This is a genomic window from Kordiimonas lacus (genome assembly GCF_001550055.1).
GTDB classification, from domain to species: Bacteria; Pseudomonadota; Alphaproteobacteria; order Sphingomonadales; family Kordiimonadaceae; genus Kordiimonas; species Kordiimonas lacus.
Genome location: NZ_LRUA01000007.1, coordinates 375796 through 394986, shown reverse-complemented (window position 1 = coordinate 394986; position 19191 = coordinate 375796). Strand labels below are relative to the sequence as shown.

The following is a 19191-nucleotide window of genomic DNA, read 5'->3' as shown; positions in this document are numbered from 1 at the left end:
CCCCGACCCTGCCAAAAGATGCCATGAAGGGCAATGGCTTTCACTTCTGCTTCGTGCCGATTAGCTTGAGGACAGGGTCTGTCCCGGCTGCATAGTCCGCGAAGGTCAGTGGCACCCGGATGTCGGGATCAAGGGAGGCGATGGGGTTTTCCACGCCTTCATTGCCGTCATAGCACAGCGGGTGGCGGTCCATGCAGCCATTGACCCAGTCGTGGTAGCCGGTTGCGAAGGACACCCGGTAATCGGAATGCGGCAGGTCAAACGGGAAGCCGCCCTCGGCCCAGAACTGGTCGCGGTCCCCCACCCGGGTGCCGATGATATGGGCCTTGTCGCCGCCATGGAATTTGGCGACGGAGGTATTGACAATCGCGGCAGAGAATGTGGCACCATTGGTGGCGATATAGAAGGTGCCGCCATCAGTCAGATGGTCCGGCAGGCGGGCGACCGAGGCTACAGATGTGTTGAAATCGCCGCCCGGATTGTTGCGCAGGTCAAGAATGATGGTGTCATAGCGGCGCCCGGCAATGTGGCTTTCCAGGTTCTGCCAGAAGGTGCCAATGCTGAGGCCGCCCGCGTCCAGCATGAAGGACACATTCACATAAAGCGTGGCGCCGTTCTGCCTTTCTTCAAAGAAATAAGGCGTGTCGGGGTTGGCCAGATAGGTTGGCGGCTCGGTCCACCGGGCGGCCAGGGTGGACCAGGTGCCGTCATCCCCCGGCAGCGGCCTGGCTGTCAGCACCATCCAGGGGAAGAGGCCGCGGAAGGAGACTTCCGGCATCGCGGGCAGGGCGTCAAAGCTTTCTGTCAGGCTTGTGCCGCCTTCAAGGCGGAGGGTCAGGCTTGTGCTGTCAGCGGCGCCGGTGATCCCGGCGGCATGCAGGAGCGCGGGGGATTCGAGGATGGCGGTGGACATATAGCTGCGCCAATTGTCCTGCCCGCCGAAATAGCTGTTTGCGGTGCGGTGGGCCGCGCCGACCGGCGTGTCGCCAAAGGCCAGGACCTCGGCGCCCAGAAGGGCTTCATGGCCCGGGGCGGCGCGCACCACATGCAGGTGGCCGTCGAACCAATAGAAGCGGAAGGGCAGGCGGTTGTTCTTGGTGATCAGGTCGCGTTGGCCGATGTTGGTGTGGCCATTGTCGGCTTGCGCCACGGCGCGGGCGACACCCAGCGCGAACTCGGCGTCCGTCAGGCTGGCGGCGCGGGCTTCAAGGGCGCTGACGTCCCGTTCAAACAGGGCCAGGGTCTCGGGCGTGAAGCTGCGGTCGATGGTGGGCAGCTTGCGGAGGAAATCCAGATCATCCAGCCGCGCCTCAGCGACCGTTTCCGCCTCGCCATAGAATTTGGCGCTCAGCGGCGTGAAAACCGGGTTCCATTTATAGATGTGATAAATATTCGGGCTGAAATAAAGGAGCGCGAGGATGAACAAAATCCCCACGCCCTGAAAAAAGCGCTTGATGATAAGCTTAAGCATATTACGAGTTGCTGAGCGACCCTGTGTCATCTGCCGATGCCCCTTATGTTTCAGGTTTCTTGCAACTCCTCCCGGGGCGCTCACCTTCCGGTATGGGGCCTGTAGCGTCAAGCGGATTTTTGCCCGCGCTCGCGGATAAGCGCGTTACTCCGCCTCGATGGTGGGCTCGTGCTCAACCGGGCAGTTCAGGCTGTTGGCGACAAAGCATTCCTTGTTGGCGACTTCGTGCAGGCTCATCGCTTTTTCCATGTCGCCGCCCGCCTTGATGGTGATGCGCGGCCGGAGGATGATCCGCTCGAACTTCGAAGTTACGCCCTTGCCCTCCACCATCACGCCTTCGGCGTCGTCTTCGTAAGCCGTCACCACGATGTTGTTGACCGCGCACAGATGCAGGTACCACAGCATGTGGCAGGCGCTGGTGGATGCCACCAGCATGTCTTCCGGGTTGTGGCGCGTGGGGTCGCCCCGGAACGCCGGGTCGCTGGACCCCAGGATGTCGGGCTTGCCGTCCACCGCCACCCTATAGTCCCGGGTGTAGCTTTTGTAGGTCTTGGTGCCATCTTCCCCCGCGCCGGTCCAGATGGTGCGGGTGTGATAGTGATGCTCTGCCATGGCGGCCTCCTTTTTCGCTGTCGTCTTTGTTGTTGACGTGTGGCTGAAGGTACGCCCGGCGGGCGGCGGGCGCCAGTGCCAATTCGGCGCACCTATAGGGGGCCAAACAGCTCAATGCTTACCGGGCAGGCAGTTGGCAGCAAGAATTTGATATCCCGGCCCATTCCATTCCCCTAGATCGGAATCACTGAACCTTGGAATTGATGTAGAGAGTAGATGATGAAGAAAGTTAGCATTAAAGCAATTGTGGTGGGGCTGTTGGCCTTGTTGGTGCTGGATAGCGTCGGTGAGCTGCTGTTGGTTTTCACCATGAGCGGTGGCCTTGACGGTGATGCCATTATTGCGGTGAAACAGACGAGTGCATTTCTGGTCTGGCGTTCCCTTGTGACCATAATAACACTGGCTGTTGCGGGCTATTGTACGGCCGCCTTGTCGCGGGGGAATTCCTATGCGAATGCGGGAATAGTTGGCGGCATAGCCATTCTGTTAACGGTTTTGGCGATTGCGAGCGTGGACATGCCGCTGTGGTACAGTGTCATTGCGTTGGTTTCCCAGTTGCCGTTCACTTTGCTGGGCGCGTACCTTTTCCAACAGAAGCAAAACAAGGCCGCTCCTCAGTAGGGAGGTTTCAGTTTACCTGTTTGCCTGTCTTTTTAACTCATGACAGCAAGGTGTTTGCTGGCGCCTCTGTTGCGAGGAAAAAAAGTTCACTGGAATGTGACAAATTCGGCTTGACCTTCGCCCGCGCGCATTTTATACCGGCGCAGCTTTCGGCGGCAGTGTAGCCGTTCCGAGTTGTTCTGAGTAGGATACAGACGCGCCGGGAGCTTGTATATTTTGGCCGAGTAGCTCAGCTGGTTAGAGCAGCGGAATCATAATCCGCGTGTCGGGGGTTCAAGTCCCTCCTCGGCTACCAATTTTAAACCCAGTTAAGTCAATGGCTTAGCTGGGTTTTGCTTTTCTGGCTGCATTCTTTTGTGGACCCCGATTCCGATATTTGGCACGCTGAGGGCACAGTACCTTTGATGATCTTTGGTGATTTAAAGTGAATTGGAGTGAGCCTATGGCGTCGATACGCAAGCGCGTGAATGGTGACGGTTCTCATAGCTGGCATGTCCAGGTACGGAAAAAAGGCTTTCCAAGCCAGACCGCGAGCTTCGACCGAAAGATTGATGCAGATCGCTGGGCTACACAAGTAGAAGCCGACATGGATGCACGCCGTTGGCGCGACACCTCCGGTGCTGAAGCAACTTCGCTCAAGGATGCTTTGACCCGGTATGAGGCCGAATACACCACTAAGAAAAAAGGGGCTCCTGCTGAGGCAAGGAGGATAGCCCGCTGGAAGCAGGAAAAGATAGCAGGCTATAGCCTTTCAAAGCTTAAGGGCTCCGACTTTGCCCGGTATCGCGATGGCCGGTTGTCAGAAGGTAGGAGCCCATCCACGGTCCGTCTAGAACTCGCTATTATTAGCCACCTATTCAACATGGCGCGACGAGAGTGGGGCTATGAGGGGCTTAACAACCCAATCCAAGATATCAAGATGCCGGGCCACTCAAAGGCCCGGGATCGTCGTTTGGGGAAGGGAGAAGAGGCCGTCCTTCTTGAATATTGCCAGAAGCGCGAGAACGCTTGGATATACCCTATTACTGTTTTTGCAATTGAAACCGCTGCTAGGCGAGGGGAAATTCTCGGGCTTCAATGGAGCGATGTGAATTTGGCCGCCAAAACCGCATTGTTGCGCGATACCAAAAATGGTGACGACAGAGAGATTCCGTTGTCCGAGCGGGCAGTGTTATTACTCAAAGGCCTAGAGGCTCAGGGGCGCGGTTCAGTGTTCTGCACCACGGAGAATAGTTTCCGCTTGAGTTGGGCGCGGATGATGCGCCAAATCATCAAGAAGAATCCGGAGTTTAATGGGTTTCGTTTTCATGATTTGCGACATGAAGCGACCAGCAGGTTCTTTGAGAAGGGCTTTGGGATAATGGAGGTTGCAGCAATAACTGGCCACAAAGACCTTAAGATGCTTCAACGATACACACATTTGAAGGCATCAGATTTAGCCCAGAGGCTATAAGGTGACTCTGTTTTGTGTCGTAGTAATCAGCGCTTCTTTCCTAGCCCTGGAGAGCCCCCGCTTACAAAATTTGGCGGCTTATAAAAGCCTGACAAACGATGGATTTTTTCAGTTTCTTCTTGCTTTGCTGCAAGCTGCTTACTTTTTTGTCGGGCAATGATTTTGTCGCGATTGCTAATGGCTTCAATTTGATGTTGCACATCAGATAACTCGCTTGAAATTGCTTCCAATATTTGAGCCTTAGCCTTTCCTGCCTTTTCAGACAATGGGGTGAATTCTTTAAATTTTTGATACCATTTTTTTAGCTTTTTAGCTCTCGCGTTGCACTTGGAAACTGATGTTAAATCCCCCCGCGTCCTTGAGCAGAACATAGCTTCCATTAACTCAAACTCGGTGTCGTTAATCTGTCTTTGTAGTTCGACTAATTCGCAGGTTTGAGCTCCGCTCATCGAGAGCTTTTCTAACTGTTTGCGATATGAACGAAGCCTCTTATGAACCTGGGATTTTGCCATTACCTCACGCCCACAACATCCATTAGCTTCGCGTAATCGGTGACTACGTCATATTTTACATTGTCATCGGCAATACGCTTGTTGATCTCATCAAAATACTTACGAGCGCATTTTATTTTGCTTTTCTCCACCTCGCGGAGCTGCATGGACGACATAGAACCTTTGGTTTCCGCAACGAAGTAAATATGTTTTACGCTACCTTCTTTGAAAGATATTGCCCAGTCAGGGTTATAATCCCCTACAGGGGTCGGTATCAGGAAGCCTTTAGGTAGCTTAGCGTAGACGACGACTTCGTCGCTGGTATCCAACTCCATGACAAACTTGCGCTCTTGCCGAGAATCCGTGATGGCGTAGTCATAAATGTGGCGCTTTAGCTTATCGCCTGCCTTGCTGAAGTCCTGTTTTGACTGGCTTGCCATAAAGATATCAACATCGTAGCTGTCAGCTGTTTCATCATATTGAAGCTGCTCGATCACCATTGAGGCTTTCTGCTCGTTAATCAGGCGTGAGGCTTCGGCAATGAAGTGTTCAGGGTTCTGCTTGAACTGACCAAAGACAGCAGGCTGAATACCTGTCAGGATTTCTGCGATGGTTTGGCGCTTCAGGTGTACCTGTTCAGACAGCTTGCCAAGAAGGTCATATTTCACCTGCGAATGAACAGAAGCGCCTTGTTCAGTCTTGGTATTGGTAACCTTGAAGCTATCACCCGCGCGCAGCTGTTCGTCGGTAATGGAGCCCTTTTGCTCACCCGTGTGAATAGTGTATTGCAGCGGTGTTACCCTCAGCTCGCTTTCGAGCGCACTGATGCACTTGCCAACCAGCTCCTTGGAATCGAAGTCCACACGGTAGACCGCCTTGCGATTAATGCGGTTCCATAGCTCCTGGAATTCCTTCTTCTCAAAATTGCTATTGAGCGGATTGGTCTTTGGCTTGCGGCCATCGTCAATCTTCGGCAGAGCGGCCTCACTATAGACGCTATCGATCAGGTCAATAATTTCTGCTGCAAAGGGCGCGAGATCATCGGGAAGAGCTTCCAGGGTGTCATTCGCTTTGGCGTCTATATAGATTGCGCTAATCTGATCATCATCGTCGATATAATCGTTCTTGAGTAGATAGCGGTAAATTTGACGTGCCAGCCGTTCGTCAATTTTGACCTTGCCAGCCTCAGTATCCATGAACTTGCCAAGGAAGAATTGCTCGTCAGCCTTTTTAGGTCTTGAGGCAACGGCATCACTGATTTCACTTTGCAGGTTCTTCACAAAATCCTGATAGCTTTCGCTGGCCACAACCGTCAGCTCGTTAATCTCATGAACTGTTGCCGGGTGATCCATGCGGTCACCGTTGCAGTCTACAGAAATGCGCAGGCCACGGCCAACTTCCTGACGGCGAGAAATGGTATTGTCGCTGTGTTTGAGCATGCACATGACAAAGACATTTGGGTTGTCCCAGCCTTCACGCAGTGCAGAGTGGGAGAAGATAAAGCGGGTAGGCTCCGCAAAGGAAAGCAGCCGCTCCTTATCCTTCAGGATCAAGTCATAGGCATCAACGTCATCAGAATCCACAGACCGTGCCCCAGTTTTGGGGTTGGTCATGCGGTTGGTTTTCTTGTCGATTGCGAAGTAACCATTGTGAGTCTTGCCTGTGTCTATACCAGCAAGATGTTTCCGGTAGTCTTCATTATCGATTGCCAACTCAGACAGATATTCATCCCGAAGGGCTTCATATTCCTGCTCAAAGACACGGGCATACTCGCCCTTGTCATCCGGTTGGTCATAGTCCCGGTATTTGGCAACTTCATCAATAAAGAAGAGGGACAGAACCTTAATGCCCTGGGCAAAGAGCTGCTTTTCCTTTTCCAGGTGGGCCTTGATGGTTTCACGGATTTGAATGCGGCGAATATGGTCTTCGTTCACATCGCCCGTCGCTTCACCAGCAGTAAGGGTGACGCCATTGGTAAACTCAACAGCATCCTTGTTGTAATCGATCTGGGAAATTGTAAAGCCCCGGTACTGATCCAGTCCGTTTGATTCATCATAGAGGTTGGTGTCTACCGTGAATGATCTCACCTGGCGTTTGATCTCACCGCTTGCCAGCCTCACCTCCATTTCCAGTCGGGCCTTTGGCGCCTGCTTGGATATTTCAATGGATTCCAGATAGAGATATGCATTCGTCCCTGCCAAGCCGCGTATCTGAATGCCGCGCACGGCAATTTTTTTCACCAACTTCTGATTATAGGCATCAAGCGCATCAAGGCGATGAATGCGGTTATGAACCACTTTGTGAGTGGCGGAATAGCGCAGGATGAAAAGCGGGTTAAATTCTGGCAGCGCTTTTTGCGTTGCATTACCCTGCATTTTCTGCGGCTCATCCAAAATCAGAATTGGACGATTGGCTCTGATGACATCAATAGGACGGCGGCTTTGGAAATCATCAAGCTTGTCATAAATACGGCGATTATCAGCACCGCTCGCATTGAAGGCTTGAATATTGATTACCATCACGTTGATACTTGCGTCACTAGAGAAGCTCTCTAGTTCATGCAAACGTTTGGAGTTGTAGATAAAGAAGCGTGCCTTTTTGCCGTAGCCTTCGGTAAAATGCTCGGCAGTCATTTGCAGCGATTTATAGACGCCCTCGCGGATGGCTATACTTGGCACCATGATAATGAACTTTGACCAGCCATAGCGTTTGTTCATCTCAAAAATGGTTTTGATATAGCAGTAGGTTTTACCTGTGCCGGTCTCCATCTCCACGTCAAGATTGACATCGCAGCCTGCAATATAGCCTTTTGGCGTTGCCTTGTTTTTTTCTGCGTCCCAGTAAGTATTTAGCCCTTCAGAGAGGGGTATGTTCTGACGGCGCTGAACCTCGCGAATGTTATCCAGAAGTTGCGCATGCGTCAGTTGCAGGTCAGTGTTTTTAAACCCTTCCTCTAGTGCGAGTTTGCCTTTTTCACTCCCAGGGTCGATCATATAGCTGATATTGTCGTTGAAAAGTTGGCCCGAAAAACAGTCCACAACACTTTCAACAGCGTCTGTCTGGTATGGCTGAACCTTGAACTTAATTTTCATGGCTCATCCCCTAAATGGATTTCACTTCGGTTGACGGGGAAAGCTGGCGGAAAACCTGATCCACGTTTATCTTCACTGCATCTGACACAAACCCATTGTCCTTAAACACAACGCGCAGTGGGGAATGGCTGGCTATTTCTTTGACAAGTTCTTCGGTCACGCCGATTTCAAAACAAGCGACCAGTGCATTCTGGTCAACGAAGTAAACATCCTTACCCTGGATGCTTTTTCGTTCAATGGGCAGGGTCAAATCAACACCCCAGTCCAGCAGTACCTGGAAAAGCAGATCTTCAGCGTTGTCACGTCCTTCCTTGATGTTGCTTACTGAAGCGAGCAGGTCACCTTGTTTGATCTCATCAGGACGATAAAAGACATCCGCCATATTGGACGTATCAACTTTTAATACGCGGAAACCAGTATCGACATGTGATGCTTTAATGGTCTTCCCTGATCTACGTAATCTTTCCTTGGTTATCGAGGAAATATTTGTAGGAAACCCCATTTTTTTGCAAAAGGAATACCCAGCTTTTTGGCTTTTGTTATCAAAATCAAGCTCTTCAGGTAATTGGACGACAATATAACGAGCGCTTTGATTATTGTTTTCGTTAAATTTCATTACTGCATGACCAGTTGTTCCTGATCCTGCAAAAAAGTCCATTACCAAATCATCATTCTTGACCCGACAAATTTCACAAAGGAACTCGATGAGAGAGGAAGGCTTTGCAAAAGAGAATGGAATTTCCAATGAATTTAATTCATGGGAACTTTTTTGGTTAATGTGGTCTTCAACCAAGCTGTTAGGTTTTGCTGAGGATTTGGCGATAACATCATTTAGATATGTTTTCGTGTAAACATTCCACTTTACTGGCTGGCCATTTTCATCCACTAGGTTTGATGAGCGCACCTCTTTAACTACGATTTCATCCCTTTTTGAAACATAAGAGTCTTTGCTCCATCGCCATACCTTGTCATCGTTTGACTCAGGTACAACATGAGCGCCATCTGCTTTGTTTGCGGGAAAAACGTTTCCTGGCGGGATTAGCAATGTGCCATCAGGAGCTTCGATAAAGTATCGCTGATTTGGTCTGGAGTCTAAGCTAGACATATACAGTCGAACCAACTGATACTTTTCTCCCGCCCGTGGACCATCAACGTCTGACTGGTCATACGCCGCCGTGTTAATGCCCCCTAAAAATACCTCGCAATCAGCTTTAGACTTTGCGTATGTTAAAATGTAGTCAAAGTTAGGTGACCAAAAGTCTCCTTTATTATTTGCCTTTTTTGATACACGACATGCACAGCCTAAGAAGTTTCCGGGCCCAAAAATATCGTCACATAATTTTTTGAGGTTTGCTTGTTCGTCGTCACTGATGGAGATGAATATAACCCCATCTTCCCTAAGTAGATTTCTAGCCAACTTTAGCCTGGAATACATCATCGATAGCCAGTCAGAGTGGAAACGCCCATTATTCTCTGTGTTTGCAAGGAGCCTATTGCCATCCTCATCAATTTGATTGGAATCCAACATGTAACCATCAAAATCATCAACGAAATCATCATCATAGATGAAGTCGTTCCCGGTATTATAGGGTGGATCAATATAGATCATTTTGACTTTGCCAAGATAAGTCTCTTGAAGCAGTTTTAGTGCTTCAAGATTGTCTCCTTCGATAAAGAGATTTTTGGTCACATCAAAATTTACACTCTCTTTTTCAATGGGGCGGAGGGTCTTTGCGATAGGGGCATTTGCAGCCATTAAAGCTTGTTTCTTTCCCGGCCAATTAAAAGTAAAGCGCTCTTGTGGTCCTTCAACGATATGGTCTGAAAGCTCTTGCCTCAGTTGGTCAAAATCCACTGCTAACTTGAGATTGCCGTCTTCATCTCTCGCTTCTGTTACCACTGACGGAAACAATTCCTTTATTTTCAGAATATTCTCGTCAGTCAGGTTGGGCGTGTGCATTTTCATCTTTTCCATATTACTCTGCCTGTCCATCAATGCGTTTGCCGTTGATGCGCCATGTCTCAAACGCGAGATCCATCATTATAGCCTGCCGCTTTTCAATGGCGGCCAGCCCCCATGCCTTGAAGCAGTATTCAAACTTTTCCTTAAACGCATTGAATTGGGTGTTTTTACCGATGGAATAGCTATCATTCAACAAAGCTGTAGCCATGACATCTGACTTGCAATACTCAGACTGCTTCTTCTGGAACCAGTCGTTTGAGAGGTCATTGAAATGGTTCACGGCTTGATTGATTGGCCCCTCAAGCAAGGTAACGTTCCCCAGCTTGTAAAGCGCGTTCTCATACTCATCCATATCGGCAAATTCGTCAGGAATAATTCCATTTTTTGGGGTTTGCGGGAGAACATGTTCAATTTGGAGGGTATCGAAAAAACTCAGCCCTTTTTGCGGGAAGCCGGCTATTCGTCTCATTGTATTTTCAATCTGACCCAAGATATATCTTTGCCTGTACTGTGGGTTATAATGCCAATGCGAGATATTGAGGAAAACCTGTTTAAAGGCTCGAACTTTTTCACCAAGATACTGACCAATCGTAGTATCCACGGTATCGGTTAAAGCATCCTGATCGCTGACTTTGCGGAACTTAGACGCCCAACTGGTAAACTCACGCTCATTATTTTTTGCCTGTATTCCAAGCGTGTTATTAAAAAAGAAAAAGCTTTCCAATTGCTCAGCCAGATAGTCAATTTGCGCGGCAGTAGCTGTCAGCGGAAGCGCCAGCAATAAAATAAGGTGCTGTCTGGACATGAGCTTGTTCATCAGGCCAATTCTTGTCACAGCAGGGTAATCTCCACCGTCGGCCTTCAAGGTAGTAGCTTTAACAAGGTCTGAATACCGTTTGGAGATTTTTTCAAACTCAGCCGCTAATTGGAGAGGTTTTTCCTCATAGTTCAAAACCTTCTTGCCCGCAGCAGAGATAACCCACTTATATATCTCATCCTCACGCAAAATACCGTTATGGTAGCGGGCCATCATGAAGTAACGCAGAAAACGCAAAGGACTTTCACCTTCACCACAAGCCTGCAGATTGGATGTGATCGTTTTCCATTTTGTTTTTATTTTCTCAAAATCACTTTCATTGGCCTGGCAGAACAACAGGTTTTTCACCAAGTCCATAGCATTCAAGCCTGCGCCGCGCTGATTGATTGTCTCAAAAATCTTTAGTGCACTGCTGAGATTTTCAGACTTTATGACCACGAGTTCAATCTTAGTCAGAAAGTAGCGAACAAAGGCAGTGAGATTATCCAGGCCGGTTAAAAGGTGGCCCTCAATATGCCGCCTAATTCTCTCAAACGCTTGGCGCATTTTTATGATGGAGGTGGTTTCCTCATCCTCGTAAGTTTTGTCTAAAATCAAGCTCTCCAGAAAGCCTTTGCTATCCTCATATTGCAGCTCCAACCTGAACTGGGCGCTGTCCGTTTCCATATCAAATGCATACAGCCATTCCTGTATGGTCTTGAAATAGTCCTCTTGTTTAGGACCTCGTTCAATTGATCGGAACACATCGCGGAATGCGCATAGGGCAATTACGATGGTTGTCAGCCTTTGTTGACCATCAATGACATCAAATTTCCCGTTATTTTCAACAAGGATGACGGACCCAATGAAATAACTTTGCTGATTGGAGCTGGTTTCATCAAATTCATTGTCAATATCGGTCAGGAATTGCTCTACTTGATCTTCGACTTTCCAGACGTACTCGCGTTGATAGTCTGGAACCAGAAACGAAAATTCCTTCAGTTTCCCAATGCTTCTAACATCTGCCTTGATATCCATTTTATCCCCCAGCCCTCAATTCTCAGATACAATATCAGCTAATTTTTGTTTTGCCTCGCGAAGCTCTCTGTTGATAACGACCTTCTTCTTAAATTGCTTCTCTTTCTGCAATTTGGCCTCAATTCTTTCAACTTCACGGCGTTGTGCCTTAATCTCTTCCAGCCTGTCGATGCGTGCCTGCATTGGAGCTTCAGTAGCGATTTCCATTGGTAGCAATGGCGCCAGCAATTTTTCATACAGCGCTTTCAGGTCAAGGGCGGTTGGCAGGCTTGCGCGTTCGGCAGGAGCTGATTGCCATGGAACCTCCAAGTGATCACTGATTACCCATTTTGTCTTGTCGGCTTCATTCGGGCGCTTGTATGTAGCAACCACCTTCCGCTTGTCACCGTAAACCAGTTCAAAAATCAGAGGGAAGGGTATGGCCTTATCAATTGCCCTCAGGATATCTTGGTGCAGTGTTTGGGACTTGAGCCTGATTTCAAAAATCTGAATTTCCGGAACGGACTTTGTGGCTCTGACATTGATAGTCTCGGGGGCCAGCTTATATGCCCAGGTTATCTTGTCCACTTGCTCAATAAAGAGGTCTTTCAATCGGGTTGAGGCTTTGGAATATTCATAAATCTTGGATTTGGGGACAACACGGCCATACTTGGTGCTGTTAGGGTAGCAAAAAAACGGGGACATTATTCATCCCCCTGTACAACGATAAAGGCAATCAGCTCAAAATCATCAAGGCCAGCAATGGTGTTGATTAGTGCAGTTGTTTTGCCGCCGCTAAACAGGCTGTCAATGTCCCTTTCGTCTTTGACGTCAATCATCGATTGGATGGATTGGGTCAATAGGTCGGAATATTTCTGCATATCGCGCCCATCATCGGTGCGGTCATTGAATACTTTGCAGATTTGTTTGATGGGTTCTGATTTGCCCTTGCAGCTGGTGCGGATCAGGTCAAGCAGCCGTTTAACCTCAGTATGATCAGCAATTACCTGACCTTCCTTGCTGATATAGATCAGATAGTATGGGTGCAGCCTGTTTTGTTGGTTGACGTTAACCTCATGATTAATGTTACGCAGGGCGAAAATCGCGCCTTCTGACAACCCCTTGTCTTCGTTCACAGGAACCACGGCATGCATGCCCTTGGGCATGTCACAGAGGTCGCCATTCTCTTTGACATAATTCAAAAGGTCCATGCGGAAATCATTCAGGCCTAGGTCTGTTATTGATACGCCTGTTTTTACATCTTCGAGCTCGATTACCTCATCCTGGAGACGGCGCAACTGATCCTTTCGGTAGGCAATCTCACTGCTTTTCGCGGTCAATACGTTGTCGTCACCTGTCGCGGTCACATCAGCAATCACCATACGGTTTTCAACCCGTTCCTTCAGGTTGATATAGTCATCCAGGGTAATGTCAGGCCAGTAGTTGACCAGTTGGATCTTATCGTTGGGGGACCCGATACGGTCAATGCGGCCAAATCGCTGAATGATGCGTACGGGGTTCCAGTGAATATCGTAGTTGATCAGATAGTCGCAGTCCTGGAGGTTCTGGCCCTCTGAGATACAGTCGGTGCCGATCAGGATATCCAGCTCATTCCGGTCGCTTGGGAAAAGGATGTGCTTTTCTTTGGACTTGGGAGAGAAAAGTGTCAGCAAAGAAGTAAAATCATAGAACTTGCCAAGGTTCGATGTAGAGCGATTGCCGGTCAAAATAGCCGAGTTGAGGCTATGTTCCGCCAACAGAGTTGGAGCAAGGTTCTTATAGAGATATTCGGCTGTATCAGCGAAGGCTGTAAAAACTATAACCTTCTTGTTGCCTGCATTGATCGGATTACTGATCTTGTCATTAATCAATGCGTGGAGATGCTGCAGCTTTGCGTCGTCCTCAGGTGCAATTTTTTGCATGCTCTGTAGGAGGTCGTCGATGAGCGTCAGGTCTGCGCTTAGATCATGCTCCCATGATTTCACGTCCATGTCTGCAAGGCTGATTTGTACTTTCTTTCCTACTGTGAATTCGCCCAAGCCTGCCAGGTCGTCATCATCTGCTTCAAGGCCGCCAAGGCCAGTAGTATAATCGTCAATATCAATGGTGCTGCCACCCGCATTGAATCTCTCGATCGCTTCGAGGGTGTTCGTGTGATTTTCCTTCAATGCGGTCAGTGTAAGTCTGAAGGCTTCTACCGAGCTTTCCAGGCGTTTAAGTAGGTTGGTGGTCATTAACGCTTGTAGGCTTTTCTCCCGGTCAGCTTGGCGTAGCTTGCCTTTGCCACCTTCGACTTCGGTGTCATAGAGCTCTTCATATTTGGCGAGACGACTGGGTAAGATGTAGCTGATGGGTGCATAGACGCAGAGCTTCAATAGTGACAACTGCCCGACAATATCGTTAAGGCCCATCACATCAGTCCGTGTAGTCAACGGACAGCGATGTGATTTGGGCTTCAAGCGCTCTGGGAATTTCCCGATGTCTTTGGTGTCATAAAAGGTCTCGATGTGCTTGCGAGAGCGGGCAATAGTAACGCTGTCCAATAGTTCGAAGAAGTCAAAGTCTAATGCCTTCAGAATGGTTTCAGCCGTGCGACGCTCAGGGGGTAGATTTGACCATTCATTGAAAGCCGCCTGGGCCCGTTTGAATATATTCTCAATACTGGTTGAGGTTTTTAATTTTTGACTGAGGTCGTCCGGTTGGCCTTCATAGGCTAGGGCTAGCTGATTTCGGAGATCATTGAACCTGTTATTCACGGGTGTCGCTGAGAGCATCAAGACCTTTGTTTTAACGCCAGCCTTGATCACTTGATTCATCAGTTTTTGGTACCGGGTTTCCTTGTCCTTGTAGACATCATTGTTTCTGAAGTTATGGCTCTCATCGATAACTACGAGATCATAATTACCCCAGTTAACAAGGGCTAGATTGGTGCCGAAGGAATCGCCGCTATTGCGTGACAAGTCAGTATGGCAGAGTACGTCATAGTTAAAGCGGTCACCTGAGAATATGTTATTCCTCTGATTGCGGTTATAAGTCAGCCAGTTGTCAGCCAGTTTTTTGGGGCAAAGCAATAGGACAGACTTGTTGCGCAACTCATAATATTTCATGACAGCGAGCGCGGTGAAGGTTTTGCCAAGGCCCACGCTATCCGCGAGGATGCAGCCGTTATAGGTCTCTAGTTTGTTGATAAGGCCTGTGGCTGCATCACGCTGGTAATTGAACAGTTTCTTCCAAATCAGGCTATCCTGGTAACCTGTCAGGTCATTGGGCAGAACGTCCTCGCTAATATCATCAAGGAACTCATTGAAGATATTGTATAGTATTTGGAAGTATATCCGTTCAGGCGAGTTTTCCTGATAGACGCTTTCAATGTGCTCGCAGATGACCTCCGTAACGTCCTCAAGTTTTTCGGGGTCATTCCAGATCTGTTCAAAGGTTTGAAGGTAGGTCGCCGCCTGGGTGGGCTCTTCAATCTTATGAACATAGTTGAATACTGCATTACCCTGTTCATAACCTAGATCTACGGCGGTGAAACCATTGAGTGGCATATATGCAGATTTCTCTGCTTGATCTTCAATGCATGCAAACTGCGGCATGGAGGCCTTGCTGTTGTTAGATTTGAAGGTGGCCTTCCGCTTGATCCATTCTGCGCATTCGCGGGCTATGGCCCGCTGGGTCAGTTTATTTCTGAGTTTGATCTCAAATTCAGAACCATAAAGGCTATTTTCGCGGTCAAACTTTGGGATGAAAAACTCACGTTTCTCCTTACGCATTTTATCTGCGGCTTGGTTGGGGGTGAAGGTGGGTGCTGTGAAGATAAACTCCAGCCTATCAATTTTCTCAAGTTCGGATTTAAGGGCTTCATAGGCGTAAATGGAGAAGCATGAAGCGGCAATTCTAAGTTTTCCGCCATTCTTCAGCGACTGCCTCAGTTCATCGCCTAGTTTATTATTGATATTGTCAATAATCATATGTTGGGGTTTCTCCACTGGACTAGAGGGTATACTAGCCACTTTGCCCATAGCCCTCAAAACGGATAACGCGGTGATGATGTTTCAATTGTGTATAGACAACTATTAGATTTATTTGGCGAGGATTGCAAACTGTGGTCGAGCTGCAGAAGCTATTTCACACCCTATGCACCTTTGGTGCGGACAAAAGTCCGGTGTTTTCTTCTTTCTTCTTTAAATTCAGACGGTTGGATGTGTGCAGCGCTGTATTCGTGCTAGTTTGATCTCAAGCGCCGATTTTTGGCGGCTCGGTCCGTAGGCAGGGTCATTCGGAGAGATCGGCCCTTGATCATTTGAACGAGTGATCTCGCAGCATTGTTGACGAGTTTCTTTGGTTCTGCCCATAGAGCTGATCTGTTCAAAATTCTCTTCGAAACTTTAACCAGGGCGCGAATGGCGGCCTTGTTGAAGGTTAGCGAAGGGCGAGCCTGTTTTTGCTCTTGGCGTTTCAACTGTTCAAAGTGCGACTTGAGTAAATTCCGGCCCAGTCCAATTTTTCCCGCTCTATCAGACCAGGCTCTTAACAAAATTGGCAGGGGAATAGATTGCTTCTTTTGCCTGGACCTCAATGCAGCCTTCTCGAAGCCAGTCGCCGTTCTGGCATAATCATACTGCGTCATGGCATCTAAAATTTGCTGACGTCGAACGGAGAAGGCCACCTCGGCATCGCGTGATATGCCATCGATGTATAGAGTTTCTGAGCTTGAGCGAACGGGTAAGCCCAATGTTGCCAGTTCACGCTGGAGGTGGTTCCTATATGCTGCGCCTATCTCTTTCTGGGCTTGATACAGGGGCTTCGATAGGATCGCACCCCAGCTCGCATCTTTGCGGGGCGCCATGTTGAACGTAAACACATGGCTGTGCAGTTGGGGACATAGACTGCGACTTGTTTTGTGGTCAAAAACGGCAAACAGTAATCCGGCGACACTTTCTCGTTTGCGTCCGCCTTTTCCCCGTCGACAAAGACCATGTTTTGCCTCGATCTCGGCACAGGTGGTTTGTACAGCTTTTCGGTGGGCTTCGTGAATCAATCGCCTTGCATTGTCATCCGGGGCGAGTGCCCATGCCAATGAAACGGCTTTGGGTGCGGATAAACAAATGTCCCAGCCCGGCTGGTGAGTTTTGGAGTTCTTCCCAGAAGGAACCAAGAGTTCGCCATCCAGAGGCCTCCGCCCATTCAGGGCATCTCTAAAGGCCTCACGAGTGACTGCGCCCGTTAAGTCTAAGAACTTTGCAGCCTGACCATGCCAGTATCCGCTCTCATCCGTCGCAGTGTAGTAGTCATCTTGCTTCAGATGCGCATAATATTTTGCGGCGGCGGAAATACTTTTGCGGGCCGATATCGTCGCAACCATCAACAGCGTCCGTCTAGGATCTTTTTGAAGGGATTAGAGGCAGGTGTCTTCTGCCGTTGCGTGCCGTGGTTCTTGGCTCTGTATGGATCTGAAGGTTCTTTGGCAAGGAAGGGCGCTCTGAATGGCTCTAGCGTAGGATAAGGAACATCCAATAGATATGCGTCCATTCCTATTGGCGAATAAATGACGGAGATGCCAGATTTGTTCGGCCCGATTTTTGATCCGAATTCATGTGGCATGACAAGGGGGGAGGTTTTCTCGACCCACGATATGTTCGACGAGCCCCCACCTTTCGATTTTGAAGTAGATACCTGACGCTCCCGAATTACTCGGTCTCCAAGGAATTCAGATGCGTCCTTCGCGTCTTGGCCAGGGGCAAGTTGAGCGAAAACAATGTTGCCCATGATGCTCTTGAAACTCTCGGCTCTCGGGCCATAAATTCCGCGTAGCTGGGAGAATGATTGGGCTCCCAACAGTACGCTCACACCCTTCGATCTGCCAACATCAATGGCCTGCAAGATGCCGTCCATTTTAGGTAGTTGTGCAAATTCATCTAAAATCAGATTGATGCCGGGAGATGTTGCAAATTTGGGGCTAGATACTTTCAGTCCAATCAGATCGACTAACGCCCCAGCCCATGCAGCACACATCTCTGCAGCGCTGGCATCCCATCCAAGGATGATGTTTGGATGCCGGTCCTGAAAGCTAAGCCATTTATTGATGGAAAATTTGTCGGTGCTAGTGAGGCCGTCCCAATATGCGGCAAGGTCCGAAATTGCAGCGAAATCAGTGGCGAAGTTAATTAGGACGCTCGTCGCGGTTTCGTTGTCCTTGCTTTCCAGGATTTTCACGGCAGGTGAATAATATTGGTTCGCCCAATTAAGCAACTGATCAGGTGGTGCGTTGATGCGATCAGAAAGCTCGGCCCAACTCCAATTCCTGCCGCATTCAATCTGTAACGAACGAATTACGGCCAACATCACGTTGCCTGTTGCTTTTGCCCAGAAAGCCTCAGATTGAGATTTAGATAGAAATTTTTTGGTGAACTCTCGTGCCTCTGGCACGCCGGTTAAGTCTGCCCCTATCCACCATTCTAAACTGCGCTTGTCGCACGGATTTAGTAATGCGGGAGCGGTGAGGGTTCCGTCTAAATTAGGAAGCTTTAGGGCCTCAATGAAGTCGCCCTTTACATCCAGTACCAGTGAACGAGCCGTTTTTCCTGAGACTTTTAATGCGTTCAGGTAAGACCAAATAAAGACAGTTTTGCCGGACCCAACCGCACCAAAGAGCAGCCAGTGCCGAAGATGAACACGAGTGGGAATATTGACACCGAAAAGCCGTATGCTTGAGCTCCCACTGATTTTTTTAAATCGATGTTTCAGCTGCCGCCAAGCCTTCCTGCCTTTGAACAGTCTTCTGCCACGAACTTGGTATTCGCTTTGTTGAGATGAATTCCAGAGAAGTAGCGACGCAAGAAAGAGAAGGGCCAAGCTGATGTAGAAAGCCACGGAGCTGAACCAAACCGCACTCGACCAGCCATTTTGAAGTGCAACCTCTCTGCACGCATTGGCATATTCGGTTTGGAAGGGAAGGTGGATGATACATTCCAGCCAATCTCGCCGAAGGGGTGGGAAGACATTCTGTCTGCCAAAAAGACTGTTGCTCAACCAAACTAAAGGCATAGCGGTAATGGTCAGCAGTCCCAGTAGCATTAAGTGCGCCAGCATCCGCCTCATGTCTAATTCTCCTCAGCGAACGACGCGAGACCCTCAATTAAGCTTTTGAGAAGTTCTCTGGTTTCGTGACTGGTGACGGCTATTTGGGCAATTTTCCGACTTAGATCGGAGAATTGGCTTTCTTGTCGGGGAGGGTTGTCTAAGCCTCTATCGATAGCTGATCTTGCTGCGTCGCTTAGGCTTGTTTTCTGTTCGCAGGCCAGTTGGCGCAGCTTGCGATTGGTGGCGGATGATATGCGTACTGAAAGGCAATGCATGGCGTTCCCCAATGTTCAATAGGTCCTTGTTCAGACAATGTGACTTGTCCGGCGAAAAGATTTGTTATGGGAGAAGCTAGCCGCTAGTTTGATGTTGCGTGTATCTGCTGGCGGCTAGCTAGTGGATTAGGGAGGCGGGCAGTTAATTGATTGTCCGCCTCGTCTTTTTCTGCCTTTCGAGCGTCTTTTCTTGCTGCTCGTCGAGGAATGCGTCGACGTTATCACGGTTCCAGAAGAGTCTGCGTCTGCCAATAAGGATCGCAGGGGGGAGTAGCTCGGGTGTTCGGTATCTCAGATTGTAAATACTTTTGGGCTGT

General features: G+C 49.0%; 12 protein-coding genes and 1 tRNA gene. 3 read left to right on the top strand and 10 right to left on the bottom strand.

Annotation, left to right across the window (positions count from 1 at the left end):
- Positions 1–40: 40 nt before the first annotated feature.
- Both KORLAC_RS14780 and KORLAC_RS14775 read right to left on the bottom strand, forming a co-directional pair.
- Positions 41–1471, bottom strand: coding sequence for a S41 family peptidase (locus tag KORLAC_RS14780; protein WP_068307780.1), 1431 nt, complete (start codon positions 1469–1471; stop codon positions 41–43).
- Positions 1472–1615: 144 nt separating this feature from the next.
- Positions 1616–2083: an OsmC family protein gene (locus KORLAC_RS14775; protein WP_068307778.1), complete on the bottom strand. Its 468-nt coding sequence runs from the start codon at positions 2081–2083 to the stop codon at positions 1616–1618.
- 216 nt (positions 2084–2299) lie between these two features.
- On the opposite strand from KORLAC_RS14775, the gene KORLAC_RS14770 reads away from it, so the two are divergent.
- From KORLAC_RS14770 to KORLAC_RS14760, 3 genes are all read left to right on the top strand, one after another.
- Complete coding sequence (locus KORLAC_RS14770) at positions 2300–2704, top strand: hypothetical protein (RefSeq protein WP_068307775.1); 405 nt, start codon at positions 2300–2302, stop codon at positions 2702–2704.
- A gap of 218 nt (positions 2705–2922) precedes the next feature.
- Positions 2923–2999 (top strand) — tRNA-Met (locus KORLAC_RS14765).
- A 147-nt stretch (positions 3000–3146) separates the two neighbouring features.
- Complete coding sequence (locus KORLAC_RS14760; protein WP_068307774.1) at positions 3147–4157, top strand: tyrosine-type recombinase/integrase; 1011 nt, start codon at positions 3147–3149, stop codon at positions 4155–4157.
- A 26-nt stretch (positions 4158–4183) separates the two neighbouring features.
- Here the strand turns inward: KORLAC_RS14760 and KORLAC_RS14755 are convergent, their stop codons facing one another.
- The 8 genes from KORLAC_RS14755 to KORLAC_RS14720 all read right to left on the bottom strand — a co-directional run bounded on the left by KORLAC_RS14755 (position 4184) and on the right by KORLAC_RS14720 (position 18617).
- Complete coding sequence (locus KORLAC_RS14755) at positions 4184–4669, bottom strand: hypothetical protein (RefSeq protein WP_068307772.1); 486 nt, start codon at positions 4667–4669, stop codon at positions 4184–4186.
- The gene (locus KORLAC_RS14750) at positions 4669–7740 is read right to left on the bottom strand and encodes a type III restriction-modification system endonuclease (RefSeq protein ID WP_068307769.1); all 3072 of its coding nucleotides are present in this window, start codon (positions 7738–7740) and stop codon (positions 4669–4671) included. Before KORLAC_RS14750 ends, KORLAC_RS14755 begins: the two co-directional genes overlap by 1 nt.
- A gap of 10 nt (positions 7741–7750) precedes the next feature.
- A complete protein-coding gene (locus KORLAC_RS14745; protein ID WP_068307767.1) occupies positions 7751–9715 on the bottom strand; it encodes a site-specific DNA-methyltransferase in 1965 nt (654 codons plus the stop codon).
- Position 9716: 1 nt separating this feature from the next.
- Positions 9717–11537: a DUF262 domain-containing protein gene (locus KORLAC_RS14740; RefSeq protein WP_068307765.1), complete on the bottom strand. Its 1821-nt coding sequence runs from the start codon at positions 11535–11537 to the stop codon at positions 9717–9719.
- Between the two features lie 15 nt (positions 11538–11552).
- Complete coding sequence (locus tag KORLAC_RS14735; protein WP_068307763.1) at positions 11553–12221, bottom strand: DUF4391 domain-containing protein; 669 nt, start codon at positions 12219–12221, stop codon at positions 11553–11555.
- Positions 12221–15487, bottom strand: coding sequence for a helicase-related protein (locus tag KORLAC_RS14730; protein ID WP_068307761.1), 3267 nt, complete (start codon positions 15485–15487; stop codon positions 12221–12223). The genes KORLAC_RS14735 and KORLAC_RS14730 overlap by 1 nt, the downstream gene beginning before the upstream one ends.
- Positions 15488–15741: 254 nt before the next feature.
- Positions 15742–16881 (bottom strand): MobF family relaxase, encoded by a 1140-nt coding sequence (gene mobF, locus KORLAC_RS14725; protein WP_068307760.1) that lies wholly within the window; start codon positions 16879–16881, stop codon positions 15742–15744.
- On the bottom strand, positions 16881–18617 hold the full coding sequence (locus KORLAC_RS14720; protein WP_068307758.1) for a type IV secretion system DNA-binding domain-containing protein: 1737 nt from the start codon (positions 18615–18617) through the stop codon (positions 16881–16883). The genes mobF and KORLAC_RS14720 overlap by 1 nt, the downstream gene beginning before the upstream one ends.
- Positions 18618–19191: the final 574 nt, after the last annotated feature.